Below are 11663 nucleotides of genomic sequence, written 5' to 3' on the forward strand. Positions count from 1 at the left end.
GCCTTGCCGCACTTCGGCGCCGGCCGTCATCATCCAGCCCGTCCGGCGCTTGAGGACGAGCTCGCTCAGCCGCTTCCGCAGCGCACAGGCGGTGCCCCTTCAGTGCCGGGCTGCACCATTCAGCCCGTCCGGCGTTTGAGGACGAGGCCGTTCAGGCCGAAAGGGGGGTCTGGGGGGCGGAGCCCCCAGGGATGGGAACGGGTAGGGGCGGCGGGGGCGAAAACCGCTACGCCAGCCCCGGCCCCCGCACCGGAATGGTCGCGAACGTAGGCGGGCCGGGTCCTTGAACAAGTCATTCGACTTGTTCAGCTTGCGGCACCATGCGTAGCATCCACGCATGATCTCTAACCCGAGGGTGCTGGGGAACGTTCGCCTCTCCGTCATGAAGGACGACACGACCAGCCCGGAAAAGCAGAGGGCGGCCGTCGAGCACTGGGCGCACGGCCCCTCTATAGAAGGACGCATCGTCGGGTGGGCCGAGGACGTAGACGTGTCCGGCGCCATGCACCCCTTCAAGCGACCGGGCCTCGGTCCCTGGTTCACCGAGCGCGCCGACGAGTGGGACGTGTTGGCCGTCTGGAAGCTGGACCGCCTCAGCAGGAAGGCGGGTCACTTCGCCGAGGTCTTCGAGTGGTGCCAGAAGCACGGCAAGGTGATCGTGTCCGTCACCGAGGGCATCGACATGTCCACCCCCATGGGCAAGATGTTCGCTCAGATCATCGCCGCCTTCGCGGAAGGGGAGTTGGACACCATCCGTGCCCGCGCCCTGTCCGGCTCGATGGCCCGGAAGGCGAAGGGAGTGTGGATCGGTGGTGTGCTCCCGTTCGGCTACCGATTTGAGCGCCAGGAGGACGGGGGCAAGAAGCTCATCCAGGATGCGGAGTACGCCGCCCTTCTCCGGGACATCGTCGAGAAGCTGAAGGGCGATTGGTCGGCGTACCGGATTGCTGTCGACCTGAACAAGCGCGATGTTCCGACGTGGCGGGACTACCTGCGAATTGATCGCGGCGATGAGCCGAAGGGTGTTGCCTGGACCGCTAATGCGATTCGAGCGATCGTGACCAACCCCACGGTGGGCGGCATCTACACGTACAAGGGTGAGCCTGTCGCGGATGACGACGGGGAGCCGGTACGGATCATGGATGAGCCGCTCATGGAGTACGGGGAGTGGGCTTCCCTGGTCGCTGATCTAACGGCCAATCGCCCGGTGACCCGTGCCACGCCTTCGCGCTCCATGCTGGGCGGTGTCGCCGTCTGTGACCTGTGCAGCGCGAAGATGTCCTCTTCCAAGAAGACCAAGGAGAACGGAAGGGTCTTCTACTACTACGCCTGCAACAACATCAACACGGGAACCTGCCCGAGTCCCGCGCGAATCCGAAGAGAAGACCTCGACACGGCCGTTGGTCAGTTCGTGAGGGTCACTCTGGGACCCTTGCCGGTAATGGAGAGGGTCAATAACTCCATCAGCCAGGCGAAGACCGAGCTAGCTGAAGCGGAAGCCATTCTTGACCGCCTGGAGAGTGACTATCTGGCCGGTCGAATTAAGACGGACGTTCAGGTCGAGCGTTACTGGAAGCAGCATGAATTCCAGTCCGCCAAGGTGGAGAGGCTGCGCAGCGAGATCAAGGCAGCGGAGGCTTCCCCTGCGTGGAAAGAGACCGGGCGTACCTACATCGAAGAGTGGGAAACCAAGGATGACGAGCAGAAGCGCGTGTTCGTCCAGCGCCACGGAATTACCGTGAAGGTTGGCTTCACCGATGACGGAAACCGTCGGGCGCGCATCAAGATGCCCGAGATCTCGGAGATTGCGCAAGAGACCGGGTTGCATGTCCCTGATGGGTACCTCTGGACGGAGCCGGAATCCGAGTGGGTTATTCCCGCTCGACGGCCGTACGTCGGAGGCTGATTGACTCTGACTCCCGACCCCTGGAACGTTTAAACGCTCCGGGGGTCTCTTCATTCCCCCGAGCTCTCATGCCAGGCTTTTTAAACGCCCTCACCTAGCCCGTTTAAACACCCTTCCTTGCAACCGACAGGGGTTCGACTGTAGGAATAGCCGCGCGCCGAGACGGCCAACACTGATAGGAGTAACCATGAAAGAGATTGAGGATTTGATCGAGAAGATCATTCGAAATAACGAGGAGCGTAGGGCGTGGCATGGGAGTCGGCTTGCTGGTACGGAGGAGCGTCTACAGCGGGCCGAGGATGACGCACTCACGACTTACGCAGGGTTCGCCGAGCGAGGCACGCTTAAGAACAGTGGCATGGGCCGCATTCTGGCCGGGGCGGAGCAGCTTAGGGCCGAAGTGAACGCTATGTGGGCCGAGATAGATAAGCCTGCGCCTGACTGGTCTGTCTTCAACGCGAAGGATCGGTGACGCGTTGAGGATTTCATGGGGAAAGCTAATGAAACGTGGGGCGGAGGCTGCGGCCTCCCCCCTTCGCTGGGCGCTGACTTCAGACTCTTTCTTCTTGCCACTGCCAGGGCCGGAGCGGGCGGCCACGCGTGTTTTGTCGAAGGGGAGATTGTTGAAGCGCTGCCGAGGTTCAACAAGACCTCTGGCGAAGTGGGAGTGTTCGGAGACAGATACCTTCGCAACCTGATCACTTCGGGTGTTGATGCAGGCATGTACGCCCCTGGCTCTTCCACTCGCTGCATTGTGCTGCCGATGGGCATCTATGACGTCGGGGCTAAATACAAGGCTCGGCCTTGCCCGGTACACGGGCACAACATGAGCTATCACGGTGACTGGATAGACGCTGAGGAGATGGATGGGGTGTTCTCGGAACGGCTACAGAGGGATGGACTTGCTACCGTCATGAGCAAATAGTTCCCTGATCTCCCTTCTGTGGAATTATTAGTTCCACGCGTAAGCGCGTGACCTGCGGTTTCCCTAGACCGCTTCTTATGCAGAAACTCATCACCCCTGGCCGATCAAGGCCAGGGAAACTTATGGCCTTAGAGAGAAGCAGCGCCCGAAAACGGGCGCTGCTCTATAGAAGCTCACTGCCGTTTGCTTCTCGCCCTAGCCGAGTAACGGAGGCCAGACGGATAGATTTCACTACGGGCACCCTACCGAAGGTGCCCTAACTGTTTCTTTCTTGACGCGCCCCCTTGAAGGGGCGCTCTCTTGGAGTAGCTATGTCTATGTGCTGCCGCTGCAAGCGGCTCTATGCTCTCGGCTCCTGCTGTGAGTCTTGCGCTCTCTGGCCAGGGCCAGGCCAAGAGAGCAGAAGAGACAGCACGCGGGCACCTCGTCCCGGGAACGAGGACGTTTCACTGAGGCATGAACAAGGGTACGACAATCCAATGAGGGGGAACATGACTGCCGAACCACCGCAGGGACAACCGCCTCGGCCTTCTCAACCGTCCCAACCTAACCAGGCGCCTGAGTTGACAGATTACGCAACTCGGCAAGGTTGGTTGTCAGCTTGGGGGACCCTGCTTGCTGGCGTTGCCGCGTTTCTGACTCTTGTCACGGCTGCGGCCTCAACCTATGTCGCGGTGGCCACCTACCGAGACCAACAGAGTGCATCGGAGAAAGAAGAGAAGGACAAGATCGAGGATTTCGTCAGGCGGGTGACACTCACGGTTAATGACACTAAGTGGATTCTAGTTAACCGAAATGTTGATATTTTGGAGGATGTGAGGTTAAGCGTTTATAGGCAGGCGTGGCCAAGAGACGGAGAAGACGAACTCGCAGGTGATGATTATCTAGAGTTTCTTGGAGTAATGCCGCCCTGTAGCAGTTGGGCTGCGGACGAGGCGGATGCCGCACCCTTGGGTAACCATAGAGTGTACTTCACGGTGACCATAGTGGTTTCCTTCATTTCTCCGGATGGGAAGAATTGGAGTTCGCGGGGGTCTCAGCTATTTGAAAAAGTTCCGTTGGGTTCCGATGAGAGCCTGTATCCTTTCTTGGGAGCCAAGCCGCCTGCTCTCGGGAAAGCCAGCTTCTGCCGCTGAACGATTTCCCGTAGAGGCTGAGAAGTGGTTCTCTCTCCTGAAGTAGGTAGGGAACTCAGATCCCTTATCGGGGGCTCTGGATTTGAGTAACTGGTGTCGGGCCATGATGATGGCCAGGGTGAGAGGGTTCGAAACTCTGAACGGAGGCTTTTGGACACCCGCCTCCTAACCCCAGTTCCCGCCCGCGCACTCGGGGCACCGGACCTTCTCCCGGAAGCCGCACGTCGAGCAACCGTCGAAGCCCGCACAGTCCGGGGCACCAGAGTTCCCGGTGACCGAAGCACATCCCGCAAATGGTCGAGACCTTGTAAAGCCACTCGATCAGGGAAGGCTTCCCCAGGTCGAATCCGCGACGGCCCGCCCGAGGCTTCTGGGGCCGTTCCGGTGCCATAGTCATCCGGCGGAACTGTGGGGGCACTGCCGAATGTTCCGGGCTGCCTCGAACCGCGCGTTCGCTTCTCCGGCCTTCGCGGCACTTTCGAGCTTCACTTCCTCCGACGCGTACCGAGGGCAATTAGCCTTCGGCTTGGCTTCGTACAACCAACTGTCTAGGGGCAGGTCAACAGGCTCACCGGGATATCTCTGCGTCATTACACCGGCACCCCCCAAACAGTCACGGCGGGGAGCCTTCGGCCGTCGCCTACGCCGCTATGCGGATGGTTGCTGATTTCCCGATTGGTACTCGCTGCGTCTGGCCTCTGTTGAGGCCGTTGCCCATCACGGTAGGTGCTGTCTATGCACGCTAGCTATGCCAGGACGTGACTATGCACGTCTTTGGGTAGAACCGTTGTCTGGGCGCTGCCGGGGACGGCAGAAGAGTCCTGAGGGCCGCCAGGGGCCGCACAACAGCTAGAGCCCCCGGCCAGCGGCCAGGGGCTCTCTGCGGGTAGCTACGGTGTTACGTCAGCCCAGACCCGGCCCCCGGACGGGGATGGTGGTGAACGTCGGCTGAGAGAGTTGCTGCGGGCTGAAGAAGTCGTTGCCCTTGTCGTCGACCACGATGAACGCCGGGAAGTCCTCGACCTCGATCTTCCACACCGCCTCCATGCCCAGCTCCTCGTACTCGACGACCTCGACCTTCTTGATGCAGTCCTGGGCGAGGCGCGCGGCCGGGCCCCCGATCGAGCCGAGATAGAAGCCGCCGTGCGCGTCACACGCGTTCGTGACCTGCGCCGACCGATTCCCCTTCGCCAGCATCACCTTGGAACCCCCCGCCGCCTGGAACTGCTCGACGTAGGAGTCCATACGGCCGGCCGTCGTCGGACCGAAGGAGCCGGACGCGTACCCCTCGGGGGTCTTGGCCGGACCCGCGTAGTACACCGGGTGGTCCTTCAGGTACTGCGGCATCTCCTCACCCGCGTCCAGCCGCTCCTTGATCTTGGCATGCGCGATGTCACGCGCCACGACCAACGGCCCCGACAGCGACAGCCGCGTCTTCACTGGGTACCTGGTCAGCTCGGCGAGGATGTCGTCCATCGGCTGGTTGAGGTCGACCCGGACGACGTCACTCTCACCCGACTCGTCCAGGTGCTCGTCCGTCGTCTCCGGCAGGAACCGCGCCGGGTCCGTCTCCAACTGCTCCAGGAACACGCCCTCGGGCGTGATCTTCGCGAGCGCCTGCCGGTCGGCCGAGCAGGAGACCGCGATCGCGACGGGGCAGGACGCGCCGTGACGCGGCAGCCGCACCACGCGCACGTCATGGCAGAAGTACTTGCCACCGAACTGCGCACCGATACCGATCTTCTGCGTCAGCTCGAAGACCTTCTCCTCCAGCTCCTTGTCCCGGAAGCCGTGCCCGAGCGGCGAACCCTCCGCCGGGATCTCGTCGAGGTAGTGCGCGGAGGCGTACTTGGCGGTCTTGAGCGCGTACTCGGCACTCGTGCCGCCCACCACGATCGCCAGGTGGTACGGCGGACAGGCCGCCGTACCCAGCGACCGGATCTTCTCCTCCAGGAACTTCATCATGGAGCCCTCGTTGAGGACGGCCTTCGTCTCCTGGTACAGGAACGACTTGTTGGCCGAGCCGCCGCCCTTCGCCATGAACAGGAACTTGTACGCGCCCCCGTCCGTCGCGTACAGCTCGATCTGGGCAGGCAGGTTGGACCCGGTGTTCTTCTCCTCCCACATCGTGAGCGGAGCCATCTGCGAGTAGCGCAGGTTCAGGTTCAGATACGCGTCGTAGATGCCACGGCTGAGCGCCGACTCGTCGCCGCCCTCGGTGAGCACGTTCTGCCCGCGCTTGCCCATCACGATCGCCGTACCGGTGTCCTGGCACATCGGCAGCACGCCCGCCGCCGCGATGTTCGCGTTCTTCAGCAGGTCCAGCGCCACGAACTTGTCGTTGTTCGACGCCTCGGGGTCGTCGATGATCCGCCGCAGCTGCGCCAGGTGGGCCGGCCGCAGATAGTGCTGGATGTCATGGATGGCCTCGGCGGCGAGCTTGCGCAGCGCCTCCGGCTCGACCTTGAGGAACGTGCGCCCGTCGGCCTCGAAGGTGGAGACACCCTCGGAGGTCACCAGCCGGTACGGGGTGGTGTCCTCTCCCATGGGGAGCAGATCGGTGTACGCGAACTCAGGCATCTCGCCCATTCCTCACTCGACGAAGACAGCGGCCTGCCTTCATTGGCGGGCGCCCACCAGCGTATGACTTGCCGGGAGCGGCGAGCTTGTTAGGTAAGACTCAGTTGAGAGGGAGGCGGCTCGGACGAGACGGCGAGTTCCACCCGCCCACACCCCTAGTCGCGATCTATCGCGTTTGGGTACGCTGCTTCCGTGGACCTTCAGAAGCACACCGAACCGCGAGTCACCGAACTCCGCGCCTCGGACGCCGACCGTGACCGCGTCGCGGACCTGCTGCGCGAGGCGCTGGCCGAGGGCCGCCTCACGCCCGACGAGCACGCCGAGCGCGTCGAGGGCGTGCTCAGCGCCAAGACGGTCGGCGAGCTGGAGGTCTTTGTACGGGACCTGCCCGCCGGCCACCAGTCCTACCGTCGCGACGCGACCCGGGGATTCACCCCCGCGCCCAACCGGCCCACCCCGGGCGCGATCCCGATGGACCCCGACGAGAACGTGGTGGCGGTCTTCAGCAGCGCCGTCCGCAAGGGCCGCTGGCGCGCGGGCCGCCGTATGCACGCGTACGCGGTCTTCGGCAATGTCGAGATCGACCTCAGCGAGGCGATATTCGAGTACCAGCAGGTCGTGATCAAGGCGATCTCGGTCTTCGGCAACATCGAGATCCGCGTCCCGGAGAACGTCTCGTTGCGCGGCACCGGCGGCGGTGTGCTCGGCAACTTCGAGGTGAGCACGCTGGATTCGGGCGAACCCAATGCACCCGTGGTCTATGTGGACGGACTGGCCATACTCGGAAATGTCGAGGCGAAGCCCAAGCGGGGCAGGATGATCGAGGACATCCTCGACCGTGTCTCCCGCAAGGTCGACCGGGGTTTGCGCAAACACCTGGACCGTTGACGGTTGTGAATTCGGTCGCACTCGAAGGGATCCTGAAGCGATTCGGTCAGGTCACGACGCCTCGACAATGCCCTGGAACCTCAGCGGTTGGGAACTCAGTGCATAGGCGCGCGCACAGCGGGTAGGGCTTGCTGCATCGTCTCTTGGAGGGTGCCGTGGGCTTCACGCGGAACCCGGTACGCCCGGCACGCGCGCGCCTTGCGATCGCACGCCCCGGACGCCCCGGACCCGTCGCCCCGGTCCACGTGGGCCCCACGGCTCCCTCCAGCTCGCGAAGCCGTCGTCAGGAGTAGACCGTGCTGCAACCGCCGCATTCGTCCCTGCAGGTCGCCGCCGTTCCGCCCCAGCGGGTGCCAGTGCGAGAGAGGGACCAGGACGCCCCGTGGCACACCGAGGCGGTGTGCCGACGCGACGAGGCGGGTCTCTTCTTCGCCCCCTCCAAGGAACCGACCGCGGCCAGGCTCTCCCGTGAGGAGGCCGCCAAGCGGGTCTGCGGAGGCTGTCCCGTCATGGTCGAGTGCCGCGAACACGCCCTGCTGCAACCCGAGCCGTACGGAGTCTGGGGCGGCCTCACCGCCGCCGAACGCCGAGTGGTCCTGGCCAGGCGCCGCCGCCGCGAAATGGAACTCAAGAAGACCGCCCGCGGCACGATAGCCGCAGCGGGCTGACCCGAGCTGGTCATGGCGAAGGGGCGCCTCTCCGCACAGAGGGCGCCCCTTCTGCCGCATGATCTTTTTCGGTACCGGGGTCAGACGCGATCGTGCTGACGGACCGCCGGCCGGAGGCTTTCAGGGGCGCGGGGAACTGCGCGACCAGCCCCCACCGGCCCGCAGCGACCCACAACCCGAAGTCCCCAATTCAAACCGACAGAACTACTTGGCCCGGTCGAAGTCGATCGCGCTGTAAGCCCGCAACTTACTGAGCCGATGCTCGGACGAGATCTGCCGAACCGTCCCCGACTTCGACCGCATCACGATCGACTCCGTCGTAGCCGTCTCCGACCGATAACGCACCCCGCGGAGCAACTCCCCATCGGTGATCCCGGTAGCGACGAAGAACACGTTCTCCCCGGACACCAGGTCGTCGGTCAACAGCACACGATCGAGATCGTGCCCCGCGTCCACCGCCCGCTGCCGCTCGTCCTCGTCCTTCGGCCACAACTTGCCCTGGATGGTTCCCCCGAGGCACTTCACGGCACAGGCCGAGATGATCCCCTCGGGCGTGCCACCGATACCGAGCAGCAGATCGACGCCCGTGCCCTCGCGCAGCGCGAGGATCGACCCGGCGACATCGCCGTCGGAGATCAGCTTCATCCGCGCGCCGGTCTCCCGGATCTCCTTGATGATGCCCTCGTGACGCGGCCGGTCGAGGATGACGACGGTGACGTCCTCCGGCGTGACCCGCTTGGCCTTGGCGACCCGGCGGATGTTCACGGAGACGGGCGCGTTGATGTCGACGAAGTCGGCGGCGTCCGGACCGGTGACCAGCTTGTCCATGTAGAAGACGGCGGACGGGTCGAACATCGAGCCCCGGTCGGCCGCGGCGAGAACCGCGATGGCGTTCGTCATGCCCTTGGCGGTCAGGGTCGTACCGTCGATCGGGTCGACGGCGATGTCGCACTCGGGCCCGGTCCCGTCGCCGACACGCTCCCCGTTGAAGAGCATGGGCGCCTCGTCCTTCTCGCCCTCACCGATGACGACGACGCCGTTCATCGAGACGGTCGAGACGAGGGTCCGCATGGCGCGTACGGCGGCACCATCGGCGCCGTTCTTGTCACCGCGGCCGACCCAGCGGCCCGCCGCCATCGCGGCGGCCTCGGTCACCCGGACGAGTTCCAGGGCCAGGTTGCGGTCGGGAGCTTCGGAGGGCACTTCGAGTTCGGACGGCAGATGATGATGCTCGGTCATCGAGACGCACCTTTCTGATACGACGACGGCCGGATGAGGGTGTTGGCCCCGACTCTATCGTTAGGCAGACAAAATGAGCAGGGGGCCCCACGGATGAGCGGGCAGGTGCACCTGCGACGATAGGGAGCGTGGCAGGCTCGAACAGCGCGACCGGCAGGACCGGCAAGCAGAAGACGGCCCGGGACATGATCTTGTCCCTGGGCCTCATCAGTCTCGCGGCGGGAGTGATCTACCTCTTCATCCCGCACGACGACTCCGCTCCCGACCTCAAACGGGTCGACTACCGCGTCGAGCTGCTGACGGCTCGCCGTGCCGCGAGCTATCCGGTGGCCGCGCCCCAGGGCCTGTCGGCCGACTGGAAGGCGACCTCGGTGCGCTTCTCGGGCGAGAACTTCGACGCGTGGCACCTCGGCTTCCATGACTCCGAGGGTGAATACGTGGCGGTGGAGCAGTCCGCTCAGAAACCGTCCGTCTTCATCGACGAGAAGACCCAGAGCGCGCGGGAGACGAAGGTCACCCAGCGCATAGGGGACGCGACGTGGACGCGGTACGAGGGCGACAAGTACGACGCGCTGGTGCTGCGCGAGAAGGGCTCCACGACGGTGGTGACGGGCACGGCGCCGTTCGACCGCCTGACGAAGATGGCCCAGGCACTGAAGACGACGTAGGCGCACGCGGGCGAGGCGGACCGGGCGCCGGCGAGGTCACTCGCCCCCGGAGCCGGACCGGCCCTCGCTGTCGGACTCTTCCTCCCCATCGGACCGTTCCTCGGCCAGGGCCGCGTTCAGCCGCTTGCGCGCGCCCTCCAGCCACTGCCGGCACACCTTGGCCAGCTCCTCGCCGCGCTCCCAGAGGGCGAGGGACTCCTCCAGCGTCGTACCGCCCGTCTCCAGCCGCCGTACGACGTCGATCAGTTCGTCCCGCGCCTGCTCGTAGCCGAGCGCCTCACTCACGTTGCTGCTGGTCATGCGCCCACCCTAAACATCGACGACATCGGCTCGGACAGTGAACTCACCCTCGGCGACCCGGGCCCGCAGCACCTCACCGGCCGTGACGTCGTCCGGATCCCGGACCACGTGCCCGTCGGCCCGCTGCAGCACCGCGTACCCGCGCCGCAGGGTCGCGGCGGGGGAGAGGCCCACCACGCGCGCGTGGGTGTGGGACACCTCGGAGTCGGCACGGTCGAGAAGATGGCCGAGGGTGCGCCGCGAACGTTCGACGAGAGAGGAGACATGATCGGCCCGCTCGTCGATCATCCGATGCGGATCCTCTATGACGGGCCGCGCGAGGGCGTGCGCGAGCCCGCGTTCCTCCCGGTCGACGAAGGCGTGCACGGACCGCCGGGCCCGGTCGAGCAGCAGCCGTACGCGCTCGTACTCCTCTCCCACGTCCGGTACGACCTTCTTGGCGGCGTCGGTGGGAGTGGAGGCCCGCAGGTCCGCCACGTAGTCGAGGAGCGGATGGTCGGGCTCGTGGCCGATGGCGGAGACGACGGGCGTACGACAGGCGGCGACCGCGCGGACGAGCTGCTCGTCGGAGAAGGGCAGCAGATCCTCGACGCTCCCCCCGCCCCGCGCGACGACGATCACATCGACGTCATCGAGATCGTCCAGCTCCTTCACGGCCTGGACGACCTGGGACACGGCGTGCACACCCTGCACGGCGACGTTGCGCACCTCGAACCGGACGGCCGGCCAGCGGCGCCGCGCGTTCTCGAGAACGTCCCGTTCCGCGGCGGAGGCGCGCCCGCACACGAGTCCGATGAGCTGGGGCAGGAAGGGCAGCGGCTGCTTCCGCTCGGCGGCGAACAGCCCCTCGTTGCCGAGGGCCTTCTTCAACTGCTCCAGCCGGGCGAGCAGTTCCCCGATCCCGACGGGCCGTATCTCGGTGGCCCGCAGCGACAACTGCCCGCGAGGCGCGTACCACTCGGGCTTGGCGAGCAGGACGACACGGGCGCCCTCGCTCACCACATCGGCGACGGAGTCGAAGACCTGCCGATAGCAGGTGACGGCGACGGAGATGTCGTGAGAGGGATCACGCAACGTCAGAAACACGACACCGGCGCCGGGCCGCCGTGACAGCTGGGTGATCTGCCCCTCGACCCACACGGCGCCGAGCCGCTCGATCCACCCCCCGATGAGCCGCGACACCTCACCGACAGGCAGCGGAGCGTCAGCGGACGTATTGAGACCCATACGCCGAGACTATCGGCGCCCACTGACATCTCTCGCCCCCGCCGCCCCTACCCGTTCCCATCCCTGGGGGCTGCCGCCCCCAGACCCCCGCTGTCGGCCTGAACGGCCTCGTCCTCAAACGCCGGA

The 11663-nt window shown here is 65.0% G+C and carries 10 protein-coding genes; 6 read left to right on the forward strand and 4 right to left on the reverse strand.

The window, feature by feature from the left end; genetic code table 11:
• Nucleotides 1-337: 337 nt before the first annotated feature.
• The 3 genes from ACFYXF_RS45310 to ACFYXF_RS45320 all read left to right on the forward strand — a co-directional run bounded on the left by ACFYXF_RS45310 (nucleotide 338) and on the right by ACFYXF_RS45320 (nucleotide 3967).
• Nucleotides 338-1906 carry a recombinase family protein gene (locus ACFYXF_RS45310; RefSeq protein ID WP_389358990.1) on the forward strand — a complete coding sequence of 523 codons (1569 nt, stop codon included), beginning with the start codon at nucleotides 338-340 and terminating at the stop codon, nucleotides 1904-1906.
• A gap of 187 nt (nucleotides 1907-2093) precedes the next feature.
• Nucleotides 2094-2378, forward strand: a complete 285-nt coding sequence (locus ACFYXF_RS45315; RefSeq protein WP_389358992.1) for a hypothetical protein — start codon at nucleotides 2094-2096, stop codon at nucleotides 2376-2378.
• Nucleotides 2379-3505: 1127 nt separating this feature from the next.
• A complete protein-coding gene (locus ACFYXF_RS45320; protein WP_389358994.1) occupies nucleotides 3506-3967 on the forward strand; it encodes a hypothetical protein in 462 nt (153 codons plus the stop codon).
• Between the two features lie 903 nt (nucleotides 3968-4870).
• On the opposite strand, the gene ACFYXF_RS45325 is transcribed toward ACFYXF_RS45320, so the two are convergent.
• Nucleotides 4871-6547: a fumarate hydratase gene (locus tag ACFYXF_RS45325; RefSeq protein ID WP_389358996.1), complete on the reverse strand. Its 1677-nt coding sequence runs from the start codon at nucleotides 6545-6547 to the stop codon at nucleotides 4871-4873.
• 192 nt (nucleotides 6548-6739) lie between these two features.
• Here ACFYXF_RS45325 and ACFYXF_RS45330 point away from each other — a divergent pair, with 192 nt between their 5' ends.
• Both ACFYXF_RS45330 and ACFYXF_RS45335 read left to right on the forward strand, forming a co-directional pair.
• A complete protein-coding gene (locus ACFYXF_RS45330; protein WP_389358998.1) occupies nucleotides 6740-7435 on the forward strand; it encodes a DUF1707 domain-containing protein in 696 nt (231 codons plus the stop codon).
• 296 nt (nucleotides 7436-7731) lie between these two features.
• Nucleotides 7732-8103: a WhiB family transcriptional regulator gene (locus ACFYXF_RS45335; RefSeq protein ID WP_235475122.1), complete on the forward strand. Its 372-nt coding sequence runs from the start codon at nucleotides 7732-7734 to the stop codon at nucleotides 8101-8103.
• A 204-nt stretch (nucleotides 8104-8307) separates the two neighbouring features.
• On the opposite strand, the gene glpX is transcribed toward ACFYXF_RS45335, so the two are convergent.
• Nucleotides 8308-9342, reverse strand: coding sequence for a class II fructose-bisphosphatase (gene glpX / locus ACFYXF_RS45340; RefSeq protein WP_369037902.1), 1035 nt, complete (start codon nucleotides 9340-9342; stop codon nucleotides 8308-8310).
• Nucleotides 9343-9470: 128 nt separating this feature from the next.
• Between glpX and ACFYXF_RS45345 the strand changes: the two genes are divergently transcribed.
• Nucleotides 9471-10010, forward strand: a complete 540-nt coding sequence (locus tag ACFYXF_RS45345; protein WP_389359001.1) for a DUF4245 domain-containing protein — start codon at nucleotides 9471-9473, stop codon at nucleotides 10008-10010.
• 36 nt (nucleotides 10011-10046) lie between these two features.
• On the opposite strand, the gene ACFYXF_RS45350 is transcribed toward ACFYXF_RS45345, so the two are convergent.
• Both ACFYXF_RS45350 and xseA read right to left on the reverse strand, forming a co-directional pair.
• Nucleotides 10047-10310, reverse strand: a complete 264-nt coding sequence (locus tag ACFYXF_RS45350; RefSeq protein ID WP_389359003.1) for an exodeoxyribonuclease VII small subunit — start codon at nucleotides 10308-10310, stop codon at nucleotides 10047-10049.
• Nucleotides 10311-10319: 9 nt separating this feature from the next.
• Entirely contained in the window at nucleotides 10320-11537 is a 1218-nt protein-coding gene (gene xseA, locus ACFYXF_RS45355; protein ID WP_389359005.1) for an exodeoxyribonuclease VII large subunit, read from the reverse strand.
• Between the last annotated feature and the right edge of the window lie 126 nt (nucleotides 11538-11663).

This window comes from Streptomyces sp. NPDC002680 (assembly GCF_042889145.1).
In the GTDB taxonomy this organism is placed as follows: domain Bacteria; phylum Actinomycetota; class Actinomycetes; order Streptomycetales; family Streptomycetaceae; genus Streptomyces; species Streptomyces adonidis.

Coding starts and splice junctions, on each gene's coding strand:
- ACFYXF_RS45310 (WP_389358990.1), top strand. CDS start 338: ATGATCTCTAACCCGAGGGTGCTGGGGAACGTTCGCCTCTCCGTCATG.
- ACFYXF_RS45315 (WP_389358992.1), top strand. CDS start 2,094: ATGAAAGAGATTGAGGATTTGATCGAGAAGATCATTCGAAATAACGAG.
- ACFYXF_RS45325 (WP_389358996.1), bottom strand. CDS start 6,547: ATGCCTGAGTTCGCGTACACCGATCTGCTCCCCATGGGAGAGGACACC.
- glpX (WP_369037902.1), bottom strand. CDS start 9,342: ATGACCGAGCATCATCATCTGCCGTCCGAACTCGAAGTGCCCTCCGAA.
- ACFYXF_RS45350 (WP_389359003.1), bottom strand. CDS start 10,310: ATGACCAGCAGCAACGTGAGTGAGGCGCTCGGCTACGAGCAGGCGCGG.
- xseA (WP_389359005.1), bottom strand. CDS start 11,537: ATGGGTCTCAATACGTCCGCTGACGCTCCGCTGCCTGTCGGTGAGGTG.